Annotated in this window: 14 protein-coding genes; 5 read left to right on the forward strand and 9 right to left on the reverse strand. The window is 43.8% G+C overall.

Translation table 11 applies throughout. The features are described from left to right. Positions 1 to 3 precede the first annotated feature (3 nt). The 4 genes from dgcA to gbdR form a co-directional block, all read right to left on the reverse strand. Positions 4 to 2067 carry a dimethylglycine demethylation protein DgcA gene (gene dgcA / locus M1D72_RS17030; RefSeq protein ID WP_456295969.1) on the reverse strand — a complete coding sequence of 688 codons (2064 nt, stop codon included), beginning with the start codon at positions 2065 to 2067 and terminating at the stop codon, positions 4 to 6. Positions 2068 to 2149: 82 nt separating this feature from the next. After that, entirely contained in the window at positions 2150 to 2683 is a 534-nt protein-coding gene (locus M1D72_RS17035) for a DUF5943 domain-containing protein (protein WP_456295970.1), read from the reverse strand. 66 nt (positions 2684 to 2749) lie between these two features. Further along, positions 2750 to 3727, reverse strand: coding sequence for a dipeptidase (locus M1D72_RS17040; protein WP_390189181.1), 978 nt, complete (start codon positions 3725 to 3727; stop codon positions 2750 to 2752). A gap of 246 nt (positions 3728 to 3973) precedes the next feature. Then, on the reverse strand, positions 3974 to 5134 hold the full coding sequence (gene gbdR / locus M1D72_RS17045; RefSeq protein ID WP_456295971.1) for a choline metabolism transcriptional regulator GbdR: 1161 nt from the start codon (positions 5132 to 5134) through the stop codon (positions 3974 to 3976). Between the two features lie 805 nt (positions 5135 to 5939). Here gbdR and M1D72_RS17050 point away from each other — a divergent pair. Then, entirely contained in the window at positions 5940 to 7526 is a 1587-nt protein-coding gene (locus tag M1D72_RS17050) for an RICIN domain-containing protein (RefSeq protein ID WP_456295972.1), read from the forward strand. Between the two features lie 217 nt (positions 7527 to 7743). After that, positions 7744 to 9744, forward strand: coding sequence for a methyl-accepting chemotaxis protein (locus tag M1D72_RS17055; RefSeq protein WP_456295973.1), 2001 nt, complete (start codon positions 7744 to 7746; stop codon positions 9742 to 9744). Between the two features lie 55 nt (positions 9745 to 9799). Here the strand turns inward: M1D72_RS17055 and M1D72_RS17060 are convergent, their stop codons facing one another. Genes M1D72_RS17060 through M1D72_RS17080 form a run of 5 tightly spaced genes read right to left on the reverse strand, consistent with a single transcriptional unit; the run spans position 9800 to position 15500 of the window. Further along, entirely contained in the window at positions 9800 to 10642 is an 843-nt protein-coding gene (locus tag M1D72_RS17060) for an ABC transporter ATP-binding protein (RefSeq protein ID WP_456295974.1), read from the reverse strand. 58 nt (positions 10643 to 10700) lie between these two features. Then, positions 10701 to 11555, reverse strand: a complete 855-nt coding sequence (locus M1D72_RS17065) for an ABC transporter ATP-binding protein (protein ID WP_456295975.1) — start codon at positions 11553 to 11555, stop codon at positions 10701 to 10703. Between the two features lie 8 nt (positions 11556 to 11563). After that, entirely contained in the window at positions 11564 to 13399 is a 1836-nt protein-coding gene (locus tag M1D72_RS17070) for an extracellular solute-binding protein (protein WP_456295976.1), read from the reverse strand. A gap of 30 nt (positions 13400 to 13429) precedes the next feature. Further along, on the reverse strand, positions 13430 to 14473 hold the full coding sequence (locus M1D72_RS17075; RefSeq protein WP_456297418.1) for an ABC transporter permease: 1044 nt from the start codon (positions 14471 to 14473) through the stop codon (positions 13430 to 13432). A gap of 4 nt (positions 14474 to 14477) precedes the next feature. Then, positions 14478 to 15500 (reverse strand): ABC transporter permease subunit, encoded by a 1023-nt coding sequence (locus tag M1D72_RS17080; RefSeq protein WP_456295977.1) that lies wholly within the window; start codon positions 15498 to 15500, stop codon positions 14478 to 14480. Positions 15501 to 16320: 820 nt separating this feature from the next. On the opposite strand from M1D72_RS17080, the gene M1D72_RS17085 reads away from it, so the two are divergent. From M1D72_RS17085 to M1D72_RS17095, 3 genes are all read left to right on the forward strand, one after another. Then, positions 16321 to 18891, forward strand: a complete 2571-nt coding sequence (locus M1D72_RS17085; protein ID WP_456295978.1) for a TonB-dependent receptor plug domain-containing protein — start codon at positions 16321 to 16323, stop codon at positions 18889 to 18891. A 70-nt stretch (positions 18892 to 18961) separates the two neighbouring features. Beyond that, positions 18962 to 19726, forward strand: coding sequence for a DUF3450 domain-containing protein (locus M1D72_RS17090; protein ID WP_456295979.1), 765 nt, complete (start codon positions 18962 to 18964; stop codon positions 19724 to 19726). Continuing rightward, a complete protein-coding gene (locus M1D72_RS17095) occupies positions 19726 to 21087 on the forward strand; it encodes a MotA/TolQ/ExbB proton channel family protein (RefSeq protein WP_456295980.1) in 1362 nt (453 codons plus the stop codon). Before M1D72_RS17090 ends, M1D72_RS17095 begins: the two co-directional genes overlap by 1 nt. The last annotated feature ends 8 nt before the right edge of the window (positions 21088 to 21095 follow it).

Below are 21095 nucleotides of genomic sequence, written 5' to 3' on the forward strand. Positions count from 1 at the left end.
CTATTACAAATCTTTGCATAACCGAAGTGCGTCATAGATAGCCGCATGGGTATTACGCTGTGACACGCAATCACCCAAACGCCATAAAATCATACTCTCGGTTTCTTGCTCCAAAATGGGTTGCGGCTTAGAGGCAAACAGCGCTTCGTTATCAATTTGACCACGATTACATGACTGCGCTTTAAGCTCGTAATACAAGCCCTCATTAGGACGAGTGCCATTTTCGACCACGATTTGGTCGACCACCCGCTCTTCTTTTTGTCCGGTATACTCGTTTTCTAGTACGGCCACGAGTTTGTCACCCTCGCGATAGACTTTCTCTAACATCAAGTCAGGGGTCATGACGACTTCTTTTTCATACAGGCTACGGTAGTACGTTGGGAAGGTAGTGCCTCCAATGCCGACGCCAGGTTTGATGTCATCGGTCACCAATTCGACCAATGAACCTTTTGATGTCAGATAATCGGCAGCGGACATACCGGAAAACTCACAGATGGTGTCGTAAATCAGCACATTTTTTCCTGGCTCAACCACACCATTGAGGATATCCCAAGTAGACACCACGAGGCCCTCTTCGGCGCCCCACGCTTTATTTTGCTCTAGGAATGGCGTTCCCCCCGTGGCAAGAATGCACACATCAGGGTTAAGCTCAGCAATCATATCGGTCGTTACATTGGTATTAAGCAACACTTCAACCCCGAGGCGATCAAGTTCCATCGCTAGCCAACGCGTAATCCCTGCCATTTGGTCACGCTGCGGCGCTTTCGCGGCGATCGTCACTTGTCCGCCAAGCTCGGCATTTTTTTCCAAGAGCGTGACTTTGTGTCCGCGCTCCGCCGCAACACGAGCGGATTCAAGCCCACCGGGTCCGCCACCAACGACCACCACATTGCGAATCGCACCTGCAGTTTTTTCAATTTGATGTGGCATGCCCATGTATTCGCGTGAGGTCGCTGCGTTTTGAATGCACAATACATCGAGACCCATATATTGACGGTCAATGCAGTAGTTCGCACCCACACATTGGCGAATTTGGTCAACTTGATTCATCTTGATTTTGGTGATGAGATGCGGGTCAGCAATGTGCGCGCGCGTCATACCGACAAAATCAACGTAACCCTGTTCCAGAATACGTTTAGCTTGGTTCGGATCCTTGATGTTTTGCGCATGGATCACCGGCACCGACACCACTTCTTTTATACCTGCGGCAAGGTGGATAAATGGCTCGGGTGGATAACTCATATTTGGAATGACATTGGCTAACGTGTTGTGCGTGTCACAACCGGAACCTACGACGCCAAAGTAATCAATCATGCCAGTTTGGTCGTAGTAAGCGGCAATCTGCTTCATGTCGTCATGGTTAAGGCCATCAGGGTGGAACTCATCCCCGGCAATACGCAGACCAACAACAAAATCATCGCCAACCGCTGCACGCACCGCTTTAAGGACCTCCATACCAAAACGCATTCGGTTCTCAAAGCTTCCGCCCCACTCGTCAGTACGCTGGTTAACGCGGGGTGACCAAAATTGGTCAATCATATGCTGGTGTACGGCAGAAAGCTCCACCCCATCTAGCCCACCTTCTTTGGCTCGCACAGCCGCTTTGGCAAAGTCACCGATCACACGCCAAATGTCTTCTTCTTCAATCACTTTACACGTCGCGCGGTGCACCGGTTCGCGAATACCCGATGGTGACATTAGGTTTGGCCAGTTTTCACCATCCCAACGCGAGCGACGCCCCATATGAGTAATTTGGATCATGATCTTACCGCCATGCTTGTGTACGGCATCGGCAAGATTCTGAAAATGGGGAATGATGCGGTCGGTGGATAAGTTCACCGAACTCCACCAGCTTTGTGGGCTATCAATAGCGACCACACTCGAGCCGCCACAGATACACAGGCCGCAGCCTCCTTTGGCTTTTTCTTCGTAATATTTAACGTATCGATCGGTGGTCATACCGCCGTCGGTGGCATATACCTCAGCGTGAGCTGTACTCACGATACGGTTACGGATAGTCAGCTTATTGATGTTCAATGGCTGAAAAAGGATATCGAACTGCGACATGATTCACTCCAACTCGTGTAAGTCGGCTTTTGGCATCCGGCCAAGCCTTATTGTTTTGTGTCTTTTTGCTAGGAATATCGAATTAGCTCAGTGGGCCAACTTCAAATACACCGTACTCACAGCCGGCTTGCGCACCGCTTTGAGTTTGTATTGCTTGGGTTTTTACGTTGTAACCGAGACTTTGTGCGATTTGATCCATCGCCCCAGCAAACCAGCCGGTAAACATGTAATCGACTTTGCGGTCGACTTTGCCGTACTGATACACAAAGGCTGAGTTCTCTAAACGGATTCGGGCTGTGCCCTGTTCAATATCCAAGTCTTCGATAATAAAGAAGCCCCAGCCGCGTTGAGAAATACGCTTCATATAATGTTCAAAGACCGCAACCCCAGACATTCCATGCAGCTCGGCTTCTTTTTCACACCAGTAGTACGCAGATTTATACCCTGCATCGTAGAGCAGTTCAGCGTATCGCTCAGGGCCAATCTCTTTCTCTATCGCCATGTGATTGTTGACGAAGAAATGGCGAGGCACGTACAGCATAGGTAGTGCATCGGTTGTCCATACGCCCGTTTCATCATCGACCACAATCGGCATTTCAGGTGCGTGTCCAGCCATGATAATTACTCCCTTAATTATTGAGTTGGTTAAGACTTTATTCAGTGTGAGTCCTAGGTATTGCGGTTATTCACCCCAAACGTCGGCTAACACCCGAACCCAGTTTCCACCCATGATTTTGCACACTTGGCGTTCACTGAATCCGCGGCGTAATAACGCGTCGGTAAGGTTGGGGAATTCGCCCAAAGTACGAATGCCTTCTGGATTGATGATTTCGCCGAAGCGAGTTAAGCGGCGTGCGTATCCTTTATCGTGCGTGAGCCACTCGAAGAACGCTTGGTCTTGCCCTTGAGTGAAATCGGTCCCGATACCGATTTGGTCCTCACCAACGAGGTTATAGATGTACTCAATCGCTTCGACGTAATCTTCAATTGAGGAATGGATGCCATTTTTCAAAAACGGCGCAAACATGGTGACCCCAACAAATCCGCCATGGTCAGCAATGAACTTCAATTCCTGATCAGACTTATTGCGTGGATGATCTTTCAAGCCACTAGGCAGGCAGTGGGAATAACATACTGGCTTTTTCGATGCCAAAATCACCTCTTCAGAGGTTTTCGCTCCGACATGGGATAAGTCACACATCACGCCCACACGATTCATCTCGGCGACAATTTCATGCCCAAACCCGGACAAACCACCATCACGTTCATAACAGCCAGTACCCACAAGGTTTTGCGTGTTGTAGCACATTTGTACAATGCCGATACCGAGGTCTTTAAAGACCTGAACATAACCGAGCTGATCTTCATAAGCATGAGCATTTTGAAAGCCCATCATGACGCCGGTTTTTCCGAGTTCTTTGGCACGGCGAATATCATCAGTACAGGTGACTTTCATAACCAGATCGCTGTTATCATCAATTAAGCGGTTCATGTCCGAAATATTGTTGACCGTGTTTTGGAACCCTTCCCATACCGACACGGTACAGTTAGCAGCGGTCAGTCCACCGCGGCGCATATCTTCAAACAATTCGCGGTCCCATTTCGCAATCACTAAGCCATCGATGACAATTGCGTCGTTATGTAACTGTGTAGAATTCATCTTTTCACCTGTCCCTAGGTTGTATGTAACCAGTAGGCTCAGAATAAAAAGAAAGCATCGTGGTCAATGTTCTGAAAGCGTCACTGACAAAACCCAAAACGTAACCACAATAAAAAAACTGAAATTCGCCACAAAGCCAGGCACAGCCTGTACTGTGAGCTAACTTATGATAGTGAAAACAACAAAAACGCCGCATTCGAAATCCGAAAGCGGCGTTATTTATGCACTGATATTTAGTCGTGAATGTTACACGGCTACCGAACCATAAGTCGGTTCAAATTGCGCTTCGACCAGCGCTTGCATCGATTTTGATTGGTGCCCCATATTGGCAGGCTCTGGGTAGAGTTCACTGAACGCATTTAACCCCGCCGCCATTGGTACAATCACGCGATCGCTGCTGCTGGCATGATACGGCGTTTGTGCAGATCCACTGCGCTCTTCCCGAGGGGGAATACCGATATGTAAACGATAACATTTGCTAAAGTGAGGTGATGATACAAAGCCACAGGCCATCGCGATCTCGATGATAGACATCGAGGTTTGCTTAAGCAATTGGCGCGCTCGAAACAGTCTCAATTTGAGATAGTACTTTGATGGCGGGCATTGCAAATATTTTTGGAATAAACGCTCAAGCTGGCGACGAGAAAGACCGACGTAGCTCGCGAGTTCATCCAACTCAATGGTTTCTTCGATATTGGCTTCCATGAGGGTTATCGCTTCAACCAATTTTGGCTGAGCTGTACCTAAAACATGTCGCAATGGGACTCGCTGGTAATCCGTTTCACTGCGTACTCTATCGCAGACAAACATTTCAGAAATACTGGAGCTAAGCTGATGACCAAAATCACGCTTGATCATATACAACATCATGTCCATCGGCACCGAACCCCCACTGCATGTCATTCGATCACGGTCGATAACAAACAGCAAGTTGGTACAACGTACACGCGGGTACGCCTCTTGAAGCGCCGCGATGCACTCCCAGTGAGCACTGCACTCGTAGCCATCAAGCAGCCCGGCCACAGCCAGCAGATAAGGCCCTGTACATACACCGCCTAGCTGAACATTTTTACGTGCTAAAGACTGGACCCAGGCTAATTGCTTGCGTGTATAACTGCGTGTGATATTGACACCACCGACGATGATAAGCGTGTCGATATCAGGTACACGCGCCATTGAGCAATCCGGAGTCACGGTAACGCCATCACTGGCGGTAACGGGGTGCCCTTCTTCACTGATGGTGTACCAATCGTAAAGATCGCGCCCACTTAATTGGTTCGCCATGCGTAGCGGCTCTACGGCAGAAGCCAATGCAATTAGCGTAAAATTATCTAGCAGAAGAAAACCGATTCGACGACCTTTTCCTTCGACAACTGACTTTTGAAGCGAATTCGTAAACTCAGACATTGCGCATACCTCAATTATAATCATTTTCCCTAGGAGGCTGTAACACACGCACAACTTCTTGCCATCCCTTCGTAACAAAATAGCAATAAATATGCCCCTCGCTGTGAGTTGTATACAAAATCGAAATCCGATGTCGCAAATAGAATGTTTTATGCCGATCTTGGCTCATGTGTGAGCCACTTACGTCACCTTTTTCATACTAAAGCACTGAATAAACAACTGGTTGCACATCGAATTTGCGTAATTTTCTGCTTTATTTTTGCACCGTTTTAAATCAGCGTGACCTAAGGTGAGCAGCCGATGCTGAAGCCTTGCTATGGCTGAATATCCTATGCACTTACTTGACAATATGTCGTTAAATTTTAGAAAACTCTCAATATATCTCCATGATTTATATAGGTTATAAATCAACCAATTCGACGCACCAAAAATGGGCATAACTGCCTGCCTCTAACCTCTCCGTAATACCAATATTAAGCAACTCGCGTTCAGCCTATAAAATTTAAAAAAGGCGATTTTTCATACAACGTAACGATGTTAACTAATTCACCAATAACCACTAGGTTATTTTTTGACCACCTTTGCAATTTTGAATCTTAATCCATTGATATGACATATATTTAACATCACCCGGTATCATATTTACGCGAAATATTCTTACAATAAGCAGTCGTATTAACTCCCCTTAATACGATTTAGAAGTAAAAAAATTGCTTCTAGTAACAAACACGAATTAGCGAAGCGATAAAGCAAGGAAATTACCCATAAAACCATAGTTAAAAATGGTCTAACTAGGAAAAAGATAATGGAAATTATAAGAAAAATACGTCGATGGCATAGGAACTTAGCAGTACTAACCCTCACTTTTGCCAGCTTTGCGGCGCTTGCAGACAACTGTACGGTAACCCCCACTTCTGGTGGTACTTATTCGATCATCAATCGAGGCTCTGGACTCGCTCTGGATATCAATACCAGCGACTCAACAACCGCCCCTAATGTCATTACCTATGAGTACTGGCAAGGCAATAACCAACATTTTGTGTTAACCAGAGAAAATGATGGTTATTGGATTATTCGCTCTGTCTACAACAATAAAGTGTTGGATGTATTGGACTCTTCCAACTCCAACGGAGCGAATGTTATTGTTTATGATGATTGGCAAGGTGATAACCAGCGTTGGGAGCTTAAAGCCTCGTCCTCTGGCGGCTTCAATATCGTCAACAAGCTCACTCAAAAATCGCTCACCGTTGCTGGGTCAGAAAACGTCTCTAATGTGTATCAAAACGACGATCAAGCAGAAAGCTCTCAGCGTTGGTATATCAATCCAATTTCTGGTGACTGTGGCAGCGGATCAGGCTCCAGTGATCTGGTGGGTTTTGCCGCGCAATCAGGTAACGATGGCCATTCAACCACCACCGGCGGCGGCAACGCGACACCCATTGTGGTCACCAGTTGTAGTGCATTGAGCTCAGCGCTGAGTTCGTCGTCTGCAGCGGTTATCCAAATCCCTGATAACACCACCATCAACTGCCACACGGCGAACCGTACCGTTCAGGCATGCCCGCTGGATTGTGCCACCTGGGGGGATAATGGCAAAACTTGGTATCGGCTTCCTGTCGGTAATCAAACCTGCAGCGAGCTAGGTAGTAGTTCGAACTCAACTGTCAGCGTTACTCGCAACGACACCACGCTCACTGTACGTTCAAACAAAACCCTAGAAGGCCTAGGGCGCAATTCGAAGATCTCTGGGGCCAGTTTAAATATTAACGGCCAAAGTAATGTGATTATTCGTAACCTAATGCTAGCAGAAATTAACCCCGCTCTTGTGGAAGCTGGTGATGCGATTTCTGTCGATAACAGCAGCCATGTTTGGGTTGACCATGTGTCCTTCAGCGAAATCAGTGATGGCTATGTCGATGTCGGTGACAGCCAAAACGTGACCCTAAGTTGGAACCGCTTTTACGGCTATAACAATCAGGTCTGTGCAAATCAGCATTGGTACACGCACTTGGTTGACAATTCGCAAGTGACTTTCCATCACAACTTTTGGGATACCGCAGCGGGACGTAATCCGAAAGTCGACGGCTCAAACGCACGAGTGCATTTGTTCAATAATTACTGGAAAGACATCACCTACTTTGCGATCGGTGCCGACCACGGTGCAGAAGTTCTGGTCGAAAACAATTACTTTGAAAACAGTGCGCGGCCACACTGGAACCAGGGTTCGGCTTATTTCAGCGCATCTGGTAATGTCTATACTGGCGTATCTGCAACCGACCAAAACCGTGACAGCGGCGCGACGGTATTTTCGGATATCTCGATGTACCCATACAGCCTAGATGATGCAAACTCACTCGGTAGCCAAGTCGATGGCGGTACTGGCCCTCAGTAAGTCGCTTAGAGACTTGAATTCAAGGCAGCCTAGGTGCTGCCTTTTTTATTAGTCATCGCCACCGTAAATTGAATGGCGTTCCTGACACAATACATTATGATTTAGTTGATATCTCAACAAAAATAGCCACGACTCCTGACTACCCTGCGAGTACGCAAACGACTCGGATAGCACGAGATGGATTGGCAGACATACCATGTATTCATAGGACTCGCCGATGTTTTTTAGTAAAAAAGCCGCCAAATCAAAGGAAGAATCGTCACAGCGACTTTCTGCCACCTGCTGCGTAAGTAGCACTCAGCTCTCTGCCGAGCATTTAAAACCTCTCGATGTAGAGGGTGGGACCGCACTGGTATTGGCTTTTGTGTCCCCGCACATTGGTTTTGAAGATGTGAGTAAAAAGCTGAAAATGGCCATGCCCTTTGCCCAGCATATCATCACCATCATGACCGCTGGGGAGCTAGGCGGGGGAACCAATAAGCTTTATCACGATACAACCACCACTTGGGATGGTATCGTGCTTCATAGCTTCTCTAAGCGAATATTTAGCCAGTTGTCTGTGCACTGCGTCCCTTTGTTCAATCAAGACGTCGTCAGTCAGCAAGATATCACTGCAGCATCCAAACAGCGAGTAAAAAAGATTCAAAGTGAATTAGACAAAATCCAAGTCCCTTTTTCCATCGACAGCAAAGATACCATTGCCTTAACTTACTTTGATGGTATCACTGGGTGCGAAGACTTTTTCACTCAAGCGCTCTATCAGAGTAAACGCTTTCCCTGCTACTTCATAGGCGGCAGTGCCGGTGGAAAACTCGATTTTCAACAGGCCGATGTTGCGTTAGATGGCGTCGTACAAAAGAATCAAGTTCTCCTTTGTTTTGCAAAAATCGCCAAGGGCTACCGATACGGTTTAATGAAAAGCCACAACTTTGAATCCACAGGTCGTGGTTTTGATGTGGTGGATTTCAACCCTTTTACTCGGACCTTACATTCCGTACTCGATGACAACATGAACCTTATGTCACCGGTGGCTTGGTTAACCCAATACTTCAACTGTACCGAATCCGATCTCACATCGCGCCTCAATAAGCATTCATTTGGCGTCGAGATCGAAGGTGATTTATTTATTCGCTCAGTTGCCTCTATTAATCCAGATGGCAGTATTTCTTTCTTTAGTGATTTCAACTTTGGTGAACACTTATGGTTGGTCAAAGCGCGTAACTTCGCGGAATCTACCAGCCGAGATTATCAAGCATTCATTAAAGGCAAACCCAGTGCACCTGTTGCTTTCATTGCCAATGATTGCATTTTACGTCGGCTCAATAATAGCAGTGAACTCTCTCAAGTTTCAGCGTTTGATGGCGTGTGTCTCTCTGGCTTCTCAACCTTTGGAGAGTTTCTTGGTGTCCACCAAAACCAGACCATTACCTCCGTGGGCTTATTTAAGGTCGATGAAGGGCAACCCTTCTTTGATGATTATGCCGATAATTATCCGTTTCACCTCGCTTCGTTCATTAATTACTACTTGAGAGCCAAATTGGTTAGCGAACAGAAAATCAACAAACTTCAGGTTAACGTCATTGAATTAATGAAAGAGATTTATCCGCAGTTACAATCAACGACGTCACAGCTACAAACCAGCGCCTCGCAGTCTTCTGAAGCCGCGAATCATCAAAAAGAACTCGCCAACCAATTTATGGTTTTTATGGAGCAAGTAAACCACCAGCAAACACAAAGACAGAGCTTAGTTGAAGATATGAGCACGCTAAAACATCAGGCAGATCGTATAGTCAATATTGTCCAATCAATAAGTGGTATTGCCGAACAAACCAATTTATTGGCCCTCAACGCAGCCATTGAAGCCGCACGCGCAGGGGAAGCTGGAAGAGGATTTGCCGTCGTTGCAGATGAGGTTCGCGCTTTATCGAAACGCACGCAAACGAGCGTTCAAGAAACAACCGACACCATTGAACAGGTGACCAATTCGATCGATGCCATTGCATCCGGTATCGATAGTATTAATAGCGTTTTGGGGGTCATCGAATCTGAATCAGCGAAATTCAGTCAAGATTTAACGGTGCTGGCGGAAAATTCACAAAACACCGCCTCGATGGCAGAGCACGATATTGCGCGCGCCAACTCGACACAGCAAAACATCGGTCATATTGAGCAAGAAACATCGCTTATCGATACCCTAAGTCAGTTCGCAAAGCGCTAGAAACCAATTTCTTAAATAGACTTAGTCAAAAAACGCCTCTAATGAGGCGTTTTTGTTAGCCCGCAATTCTCGCTTCATCAAACTGTGCGAGGCGCCGTTTCTTACGATATTTAGGGTGGGTAATAGGGATAGCAGCCAATAGTTTCTGAGTATATTCATGTTTGGGGTGGCTATATAGTGTTTTAGCATCACCTAACTCTACTATTTTGCCAAAATACATAACGGCAACCCTATCAGACACATGACGTACTACCGACAAGTCGTGAGAAATAAAAATAATAGCTAGATTCATTTCTTGCTGGAGTTGCAACAACAAATTAAGGATCTGCGCTTGTACAGAAACATCCAACGCCGATACCGATTCATCACAAATCAAGAGCTTGGGTTTCAATGCTATTGCCCGAGCAATACCAATACGCTGCCTTTGCCCCCCAGAAAATTCATGGGGATACCGCTCCATTGCCGTTTCTGGCAGCCCTACTTTTCCTAATAACTCTTTTGCCCATTCAACTCGTTGCGCAGGACTGCCAATTTTATGAATGACAAAAGGTTCTTGTAGAATCATGCCAACAGTGTGCCTTGGATTTAATGATTCCATCGGGTCTTGAAACACAATCTGCATGTCTTTACGTAAAGTCCTCATCTGCCTTGAGCTAAGGTTAGTAACATCTCTTCCTTGAAAATAAATTTTACCCTCGGTAGGTTCTATCAGCTTGAGAATAGTTCTCCCCAAAGTACTTTTACCACATCCCGATTCACCGACTAAACCAAGCGTTTCTCCTTGTTTTATAGTCAGTGAGACACCATCAACAGCCTTAACAACGTAGCCTCTTTTGAGAAGCCTCTTACCAGAAGTAAAGTACTGTTTGAGAGAGTCAATTTTAAGTAATTCAGTCATAACATCCCCTTCGTGACTGAGGCTAATCATAATGTTTGTTGCCAATACGCTAGTTATATCAACTGCACTGCTCAGAAATTGGCTTAATATAAATTCTCTGCTTCGGCTCTTTATCCAAAGTTGGCATTAACCCCATAAGACGCTCAGTATATGGATGCTTAGGCGCATCAAATAACTCGAAAATTTCTGCTTTTTCGACAATACGGCCACCATACATAACAGCAACATCATCACACACTTCGGCAACAACCCCGAGGTCATGAGTGATAAAAATCATCGCCATCCCCGTTTCCTCCTGAAGCTCATTCATCAGTTCAAGAATCGACGATTGGACCGTAACATCAAGCGCTGTGGTTGGCTCGTCACAAATAAGAATATCGGGTTTACAAGCTAAAGCCATCGCGATCATGACACGCTGACGCATCCCACCAGATAAGTGATGCGGATACTCTTGAAGTCTCTTCTCTGGCATAGGAATTTTAACTCTTTTGAGCAAATCCAACGCACAGGCATTTCGTTCTCGACGATTGAGCTCAGGACGATGTAATTCCAATACTTCATTGATCTGTCTGTGTACTGAGTGGACCGGATTTAATGCAGTCATCGGATCTTGAAAAATAACCGATATGCGGTTGCCACGCATCGCATACATTTCGCTAGCAGGAAGCGTTAGTAAATTCTTTCCCCTATATAAAATTTCGCCTTTGGTTACGACACCATAAGGCTTAGGAAGTAACCCCATAATCGACATCGCGGTAACGCTTTTACCACTCCCCGACTCACCAACTAACCCTAGAGTTCGACCTGCTTGAACGTCAAAGTTGACTCCGTGTAAAACTTCAACTTGGTGATTGTCCTCGTCGATAAAAGATACTTTTAAGTTTTTGACGCTGAGAATGACTTCATTTTTCATATCGGCCTCTAAAGCTTATATCTGTCATCGATCACAGTTACTGGGTCAAACTTAACACCATCGTCGATGGCCTTTAACGTTATCTTTTTAAGCTGGTCGTCTAACCAAAAGTTTGCGATCCCCTTAGGATCAAAAATCGAATTGGTTTGCTTAGTCATCGCCTTTTCAGGTAACTGAACCCATCGCCAATGAGCCTCTCGGCTATAAGGCACCATATAGCCCGGTACAATTAAAAACTCATTGGCTAATAATTGCTGAATTTGATGAGATATCTTTTGCTTCTTCTCAACATCAAACTCATTATTAAACTGTTCGATCAACTGGTCCATTTCTGAATTCTGGTAGTTAGTGTGATTGTTCGTTTGTGGCTTCGCATTAACCGAATGTAAATATTCCCAATAGGCAGGAATTTCTCCTCCCCCCATATGCAAAAATGCCAAATCATGTTTTTTTTCTAATATGTATTTAAAAGCTGACGATCCATCAACTAATTTGAGGACCAGTTCCAAACCAGCCTGTTTGGCTTGTTCCTTAAGGTAAGCCACTCTTGGGGTTTGAGTCGGATAACCATAGGTAATAGCAAAGCTCAGGCGCTCGCCTTGGGCATTGACCCGAATACCATCAGCCCCTACGTTGGTAAAACCAGCCTTTTCAAAATAGCTAATAGCTTTCTCAGGATTAAACTCTGGTGCTTTTTGAGCTGCAATATCGTAGTTACCATGTCCAAATCCCATACCACTTGGCATTCGAGAATAATCACCACGTAGCACGTTTTCTAACATGCCATCATAGTCTGACGCATAGGTAATCCCCGCTCTTACATCACGATTGCCCAATAGGTGTTTACCAGTATTTATCCATAAACCGCCCGCTCCTTGAACTCGCTGATTAAAACCCCAAAATTTTTCTATGTAACCGTACTGATATGGTTCAGTAGCAGACTTTTCATGCCATAAACTTGGTAATACAAGCCCAAATGTATCTAGGTTACCTTTTTCAAAGTGTTTACGTGCTATATCGTTGTCTCGAATAACTTTGATATTAATTTTTTCCACGTTATATCGATGTTGGTAATAACGATTTTTATAACCCCACCAATCTTGACCAATATGCTTAAACTGGACGCTCTTACCCTTTTTTATTTTGCTCATGTAATAAGCGGCTGTTGTGGGTTCCGATTTGAAATTAAAACGTCGAACAAAGTTATCGTCCATACCATCGTGATTTTTGTCTTGTTTAGGATTAGCAAAAAAGTGTTGTGGACGCGGCTGTACGCCATTACTGGGCAGATTGATTTGAATCATCAATTCATCATGCGTTTTTTTCGTTGACGATTTGATAGAGATCGTGAAATCGTCATACTTTGTGACATTTACAATTTTGTGGGTAAAAAAGTCGTTGTACCAAGGGTCAACGATATCTTTAGAACGGTTATAGGTCATCATAAAGAGATAATCATCAGCCGTTACCTTTTCTCCGTCAGACCAATTTGCATTAGGGTCTAACTTGAAATAAATCGTTTGATTATCATCTCCATAAGCCCAAGCGGTCGCAAGTTGAGGGATCCATTTACCAGTGTTAGGATGCCGAGCAGCAAGCTTTGGAGTACCGTCCATAAGATAACCTCGTAATCCAGCATTTGCATCCGGACCTACGCTACGTAATGTTTGCGGAAAACTCGCCATATAAGTACGCAGGGTTCCTCCAAACTTAGCATCTGGCGAGGCAAAAAGAGGTTCATTCGAATTACTGACCCAATTTAAGTTATCAGGTAATGCTTGCGCAATTACCCCCCCAGAAACCAATCCACTGACAAGCAAAATGCTACTCGAAAAATACTTCATAGTTATATCCTTATAATTACCGTGCTCTAGTTAGATGTAGCGAGTGAACTTTTTAGGATCAAACGCCGCTCGGATAGCTTCTCCAATAAACGTCACCATAACTAAAACTCCTACTATCGATGTCACAACCGAAACCACTATCCATGGCGAGTCAAGATTGGACTTACCTTGCTGAAGCAATTCTCCCCAACTCGGCGTAGGCGGCATTAGTCCCAACCCAAGGTAGTCTAAAGCAGTTAATGCCGTAATATTTGCAGCAATGGTAAATGGCGCTAAGGTAACAACCATAACCATGGTGTTTGGTAATATATGATTAAAAATTATTCTTGCAGTCGATGCGCCTAATGCTTTAGCGGCCACAACATAATCACGGGCCGATTCTTTATACGTCATGGTTCTCATATACCAAGTGATACCAATCCATCCGAACAAAACATTAATGCCCACAAATAAGCTAAAAGTCGGTTGAACAATAGACACCAAAATCATGATTACATATAGAAATGGCACCATAGACCAAATTTCTATAAATCTCTGAGCGATTAAATCAAGTTTCCCACCAAAAAATCCCATTGCGCATCCCACTGCAACGCCAATCACATAAGACGCAACCATAGTGAGCAACGAAAAACCCATGGCAGTTCGAAACCCATAGACAAGCCTAGCCAGAATATCTCGACCAATGACATCGGTTCCTAAATAGTGCTGCGATTCAAACTGAGGAGCATTCGGAGGGTAGTCTCCCGAAAAATCTTGTTCATAAGGGTTATAAGGGACCAAAGGCATCCAGACGAAGTTATCACTCCCCTCCTGGAGAAAAGTCGATTTTAGGGCTCGATAATCCGCTTCTCCATTGGTTTTCTGTCCAAATTCACTACCTAAACGAACCTCTGTAAATATAGGGAAAGAATATTCACCTTGATAGCGAACAACTAACGCCTTGCTATTAATAATAACTTCAGCAATCAGTGATAAGAACACCAACAAAGATAAAACGATAAAGGAATAATAACCGCGACGAATGTTTTTAAAGTGTTTTATTTTCTTACGTGTTAATGGGCTAATCTTCAATATCATGTTAAGCTCCAAACTTTACTCGTGGGTCAACCAAAGCAACACATATGTCTGAAATTATATTACCTATCATCAACAATAAGGCATTTATTGCCACAATTCCCATAACTACTGGATAATCTCTCTCTATAATAGATTCATACCCAAGTAAGCCAATTCCATCTATATTAAAAACCACCTCAATTAAAAATGAACCAGTCATAAAAAATAATAATGAATTACCGAAGTGACTAGCGATAGGAATAAGGCTATTACGTAATGCATGCTTGCGAACAGCACGTTTAAAGGGTAATCCCTTTGCTATGGCGGTACGAATATAATCAGACGACAAGTTCTCCATTAAATTATTTTTCATCGTCATAGTTAACGTCGCGAAATCACCAATCAAATAACAGGTAAGAGGAAGCAACGCATGCCATATTATGTCTTTAAATTGAGAATAAAAACTTTCAATATCATCAAATTCATCACTCGAGAAACCGCCCATAGGAAACCATTCTAAGTGATAACTAAACAGCGTAATCAATAAGACCCCGACGACATAACCGGGTAAAGCATAACCAACAAATATAAGAATAGATGAGGAGGAATCAAATACCGAACCATGCTTAAGAGCTTTATAATAACCTAGAGGAATAGATATGAAGTAACTTATAAAGAATGTCATTCCTCCATAAAAAAGAGATACAGGGAATCGTTCAGCAATCATTTCTGAAACAGGTTCGTAGTAACGCGTGGATTCGCCAAGGTCAAGGTGGACTAATCTAATGATCCACTCAAGATAAGCCTCGCCCATTGGTTTATCTAAGCCATAAAAAGCATTTAATTCAGCAATTTGATCTTCGGAAAGTGCAGAATTACTGCCCACAGACAAAGCTGTAGTCCCTTCTCCCTGAGACTGCATTTTAGAAATCATACGCTCAACAGGGCCACCTGGAACAAAACGAGTTATCGCGAAAATAAGAATAGTAACCCCAATAAACGTTGGGATAACTAAAGACAAACGTCGAATAAAATAAGCCAGCATACGATTAACAACTCCATGTCGAACGGCTGTTTTGCATTAAATGTAATTTATTAAACTATCAACATTTCATATTAAATAAATATCATCTTATTAAAAATAAGAATTATAAAATACAATTAAATCAATTAAAATTAATGACAATTCCAATTTGTCATGTATTTCTGTTTTTATATTTTATTCAAAAAATAATCAAGACAAAATTTTAATTAAATTATTAGTTTCATGAAGCCACCAATAATTTTAATTATCTAGAAAAAAAAGGATATGTAAATCCAATATTAGGACAAACCCAGAGTTTTAACCTTTTTAACAAAATATTAAAAAATGGAATAAATATGCAGTTCGTTAGAATTTATAACCACTTATCCAAAACTAACTTAGCCTATTGGACACCTAATAAATTCGGAAGCTAGAGACAATATGCAACAGACTTTACATAGTGCCTTATAACAAGATTTAGCTATCAATTATTCAAAAAAACCAATCAGAATATATCACTAAAAACTCACAAATATTCAGCCTATTAAACCCACAAATTAACGCAAATCCACATACTTTATTATATATCGGAAAAACAGCAAAACTTATCCTAAAAACAGAGCAAAAACACTAATACACTTAAGACAAACAGAGCAATAACCTAAAAAATTCATAATTTAAGTTATTTTCCCCATATTAAAAGCCAATTTACTGGTAAAACGCCTAGTTTGACTTTGAAAACGATACAAAGGTATACCTCTGTGCGTACCACTCAATTTTAGTGTTACCCCGAGTTTAAAAACTGGGCAGTGGATTTATTAAAATGTAATGGAGTACACGGATGTATAAGAAAAAAACAGGTCTGTCTGTTGCTGTAAGCCTTGTTCTTGGAACAGCAATTGCTATTCCAAACGCAATAGCTGAAGAACAAGTAGAGCAGCTACAAAAAATGAAAGTGACAGGTTCACGTATCTCAACGACGGATATGGAAGGACCATCCCCTATTACGGTGATTTCCAGTGATGAAATCAATGCGAAAGGATTTAACAGCGCACAAGACATCCTCAATAGTTTGACGCAAAACACCGGAGGAACTCTCAATCAAACAGACTCATTTGGTTTTACGCCAGCCGCCCAATCGGTGAACTTACGAGGTCTGGGAGCGTCACGAACTCTGATCTTAATAGATGGTCGTCGTATGCCTCAATATCCACTTGCTGAAGAAGGCGTATCTAACTTTCAAGATATTGGTCAAATCCCTATTGCAGCAATAGAAAGAGTTGAGATTATGACCGATTCAGGCTCAGCGATTTATGGCTCTGACGCAATCGGTGGTGTCGTCAACTTCATCATGAAAAAAGACTTTGATGGCGTGTCCGTTAAAGCTCGTTATGGTGATGCAACCAACGGTGGCTATCAAAATGGAAGAGTGGATATCGTCGCTGGTAATGATATGGGTGACTCTCGCATCCTATTTGTTGGGCAGTTCGCAGGCAACGAAATGTTAAAACAAACCGACCGAGACTGGGCTGGCGATGACGGCTCCTCTCGCTCTGCCCTCAGCGCCTATTCCTCCTATGGTGCCAACTTTATTGCCGATGATGGCACAGTTACAACACCTGCTGATTGTCAAGCAGTAGTAGGAAAACATGGTGTTGATAGAGCCGATGGCAAGTGTGGTTTCAACCGTTCAGCCTATCGAACTTTAACACCAAAAAACAATCAAGCCGATATCATGCTTAGAGGTGAGTTGGATATCAATGCAGATTTAACGGCAATGGCTGAAGCCCGTTTCGGTTATAAAAAAACCGAGTCGACTTTTGAACCCAACCCGTTTGATGTTGAAGTGACCTCAGCAGCCCCATTAGGGGAAGGGATGTACACACGCCGTTTAGTGGAATTTGGTCCTCGAGAAAGTAATACCGAAGCAAATTCATATGGCTTTACGACAGGTTTAATGGGCGTTCTTGCAGATACATACGATTGGGAACTATACGCTGGTTATTCTGAGCAAAAAATCGACACAAGTAATCCCGCGGTTTATGCAACTCTCGGTGATGCTGTAGAAAGTGGTGAAGTTGACCTACTGGACGTTATTTCCCAGGAAACTGTCGATGAATATAGCGGCACGTCCACTAAAGATGCCTATTCAAAACTATATTCAGTCAACGGTTCTTTGTCTGGAGATATGTTTGATATGCCGGCAGGAACTTCAGGATTTGCGCTTTACGGCGAATGGAATCGTACAGACTATTATGAGTCAGTCGACTCTGTGACAGCTGCTGGCGGTTTTTCAGGCCTAGGTGGTTCACAAGGTGGTGGAGAGCGAGACCAAATTGGTATCGGAGCGGAAATGCTATTCCCAATCCTTGATGATCTAGATGTCACCGTTGCTGGACGTTACGACCATTACTTTGATGACTCGGCGACAGGTGGAGCGTTCACACCTAAAATTTCAGCTGCATATCGCCCAACGGATACCTTACTGGTTCGAGGAAGTTATGGGTTAGGTTTTAGAGCCCCCGACCTAAAGCGTCTATTTGGCGATGAAACTCGTGCGTTTGGCTCAGGCTTCGACCCTCAACTTTGTGCTTCTGTTGGAGGAACGAGACCAGACGAAACCATCCCTGAATGTTCAACACAGTATTTTGATACAGTTAATGGTCCAAATTCGGAGTTGGAAGAAGAAGAAAGCACCAATATCAACCTAGGTATCGCTTGGGAACCAGTTGAAAACTTGGGAATGACGGTTGATTGGTATCACATCAAGATGGAGAACGTTGTTACCGCGCCTACTTATCAAGATGTGATCAATGACCCGAACAAATATGCTGGTGCAGAAGTGGTCAGAAACTCCAATGGCGAGATAGTGAGTGTTAGCTATGGACCTGTCAACCAAGCATTCGAAACCCGTTCAGGTATCGATCTTGCTGTTACATACGCATACGATACTCGTGATTTTGGTTCATTCAATTCTCGTCTTGCCGTAACTAAAATCCTTAAGGCTGAATATCAAGAAAGCTCATCAGAGCCTGTGATTGATGAGCGCGATTTCATGCCGGAATATACTGCAACACTAAACCTGGGCTGGGCATATCAAGACGTTAGCCTAAACGTATTTGGGAAATACCGTGACCGTATGTGTACCGAGTTCGCAAACCAGTACTACTTTGAAAACTGTAAAGAAGCCAAAGACGCTGGTTACAAGGCGGATATTGCGAGTATGACGACGTGGAACCTTACTGCATCGTACCAGTTTAGTGAGCAGGGAACCGTAACAATTGGCGCTATCAATGTATTTGATAAAGAACCGCCAGCGGATCCACTAAGCGATACCTCTCCTTTCTATGCAAATACCTACGATGACCCAATCGGACGTCAGGTTTACCTTGAGGCAGCATACAACTTTTAATCCTCTTTAATAACGAGGCGCGAGAGCAGACTCGCGCCTCTCTCGACTGACTTTTACACAAGGATGGAACATGAAGTTAAAGGACTTTAGACGCAGTGTATTGAGTATAGCGCTGCTCCTGAGCACCAGTACATTCGCAACAGATTCAGGGACGTTACTATCAACTCAGGCCAAAGCTGATAAATCAGCTAAAGCCTCACAAACCAAAATTGACCAATACGCTGATAAAACTGACGAAATGCTAGCTGAGTATAAAGAAGTACTCCGCCAACTCGATAGCATGGAAATTTACAACCAGCAAATTGAACGTATGGTTGACTCACAACAGTCTGAGCTCAATTCACTCAATCGCCAAATCGCGCAAATTGACCAAACCGCCATGGAGGTGGTGCCCTTAACATTAAAAATGGTCGACGCCTTAGATGAATTCGTAGCGCTCGATTTACCATTTCAAACTGAAGAGAGACAACATCGAATTGATGAACTCCGACGCTTAATGGATCGCGCAGATGTCACAACGTCAGAAAAATTTAGAAAAGTGATGGAAGCCTATCAAATAGAAGAAGGCTTTTCACGTTCAATTGAATCTTATAAGGCTAGTTTAGAGCGTGACGGTGAAGTGGTGACTTATGACTTCTTGCGCCTTGGTAGAACGGCTCTACTTTATCAATCTCCTGACGGCGCTGACACAGGAATGTGGAACCAGCAAATCGGTGAATGGCAACGTCTGCCGGAAACCTATCGTTCAGCTGTCCAACAAGGTATTCGAATTGCCAAAAAACAAGCACCACCAGCACTTATCAAGCTACCGGTATACACTGGGGGAACACACTAATGAAAAGATTCAAACTCATTACGGCATCTTTATTGTCTAGCCTGCTTTTTGCTCCAATAGCAACGGCTGAAACACCAAAAAACCTAGCTGAATTACTTAGCAACGTTAAAGCTCACAGTTTGGTTGAATCGAAACAGAATAAACAACGTGAAGCAACATTTCTCGCTGACAGAAATCAGCAAGCAAACCTTTTAAAACAAGCTAAAGAGAGACTTAACGCAGAGACATTACGTGGTGAGCAACTTAAAGCCGACTTTGATAGTAATGACAAAACGTTAACTGAACTGACTGAAACACTGCGTCAACGCTCAGGAACACTGGGTGAAATGTTTGGTGTTGTTCGACAGTACGCAGGCGAATTTAAGGGATTATTCCACGCCTCTCAAAACGCGGCACTATTTCCTCAGCGCGATGAATTATTAACAAAAATGGCCGAAAGCAAAGAGCTACCATCAACTCAGGAACTAGAGAGCTTTTGGCACACGATACTACAGCAAATTATTACCTCAGGGAAAACCAGTAGCTCTCCTGCGACGGTTGTATATGGCGAAGGAAAAGAAGCCCAAACCGAAGTCACTTTAGTCGGTGAATTCAATGCGATTGCTGACGGGAAATACGTCACTTATGTGCCTGAAACAGGTAAGTTCGAAGAGTTATCACGTCAGCCGTCAAAAGCAATGACCAGTCTTTTGAATGATTTTCAAGGTCAAACTGATAGCTATCAACCTTTGTTTATTGATCCTTCTCGAGGTGTGATTCTTTCCCTTTTAGTACAAAGCCCTACTGTTCAAGAACGTGTAGACCAAGGTGGAATCGTTGGTTATGTCATTTTAGGGATGGGAGCTATTGGTGTGTTAATCGCTTTAGTCTGTTACCTACGTCTACTTGTCATTGGTGGCAAAATGCGTAAACAAGCCAAGAGTGATGATGTCATACAAGGAAATCCTTTAGGTGAAGTTATCGAAGCCTACCAGGGACATAAAGGCAACGACCTAGAAGACCTTGAAGCAAAACTAGACGAGATCATTTTACGCCACGCACCACGTATTCAACGTTTCGTCAGCTCAATTAAGTTATTTGCTTCAGTAGCACCACTGCTAGGTTTGCTCGGTACCGTTATGGGAATGATTGGAACTTTCCAAGCAATTACCTTGTTCGGCACTGGTGACCCCAAATTGATGGCAGGTGGTATTTCTGAGGCGCTCGTTACTACCATGCTTGGACTGGTCGTCGCTATCCCACTTCTATTCCTTTATACCTTGGTCAACAGTAAAGGTCGACGTCTAGTACAAATGCTCGAAGAGCAAAGTGCCGGATTCATTGCTCGTTACCAAGAAAAACTGCATACCGCGCAAGCCTAGGAGGCAGA

The organism is Vibrio sp. AK197, assembly GCF_053903115.1.

What these genes read in the sequence shown, in the direction of transcription:
- dgcA (WP_456295969.1), bottom strand. Translation starts at nt 2,067, where the DNA reads ATGTCGCAGTTCGATATCCTTTTTCAGCCATTGAACATCAATAAGCTG.
- M1D72_RS17035 (WP_456295970.1), bottom strand. Translation starts at nt 2,683, where the DNA reads ATGGCTGGACACGCACCTGAAATGCCGATTGTGGTCGATGATGAAACG.
- M1D72_RS17040 (WP_390189181.1), bottom strand. Translation starts at nt 3,727, where the DNA reads ATGAATTCTACACAGTTACATAACGACGCAATTGTCATCGATGGCTTA.
- gbdR (WP_456295971.1), bottom strand. Translation starts at nt 5,134, where the DNA reads ATGTCTGAGTTTACGAATTCGCTTCAAAAGTCAGTTGTCGAAGGAAAA.
- M1D72_RS17050 (WP_456295972.1), top strand. Translation starts at nt 5,940, where the DNA reads ATGGAAATTATAAGAAAAATACGTCGATGGCATAGGAACTTAGCAGTA.
- M1D72_RS17055 (WP_456295973.1), top strand. Translation starts at nt 7,744, where the DNA reads ATGTTTTTTAGTAAAAAAGCCGCCAAATCAAAGGAAGAATCGTCACAG.
- M1D72_RS17060 (WP_456295974.1), bottom strand. Translation starts at nt 10,642, where the DNA reads ATGACTGAATTACTTAAAATTGACTCTCTCAAACAGTACTTTACTTCT.
- M1D72_RS17065 (WP_456295975.1), bottom strand. Translation starts at nt 11,555, where the DNA reads ATGAAAAATGAAGTCATTCTCAGCGTCAAAAACTTAAAAGTATCTTTT.
- M1D72_RS17070 (WP_456295976.1), bottom strand. Translation starts at nt 13,399, where the DNA reads ATGAAGTATTTTTCGAGTAGCATTTTGCTTGTCAGTGGATTGGTTTCT.
- M1D72_RS17080 (WP_456295977.1), bottom strand. Translation starts at nt 15,500, where the DNA reads ATGCTGGCTTATTTTATTCGACGTTTGTCTTTAGTTATCCCAACGTTT.
- M1D72_RS17085 (WP_456295978.1), top strand. Translation starts at nt 16,321, where the DNA reads ATGTATAAGAAAAAAACAGGTCTGTCTGTTGCTGTAAGCCTTGTTCTT.
- M1D72_RS17090 (WP_456295979.1), top strand. Translation starts at nt 18,962, where the DNA reads ATGAAGTTAAAGGACTTTAGACGCAGTGTATTGAGTATAGCGCTGCTC.
- M1D72_RS17095 (WP_456295980.1), top strand. Translation starts at nt 19,726, where the DNA reads ATGAAAAGATTCAAACTCATTACGGCATCTTTATTGTCTAGCCTGCTT.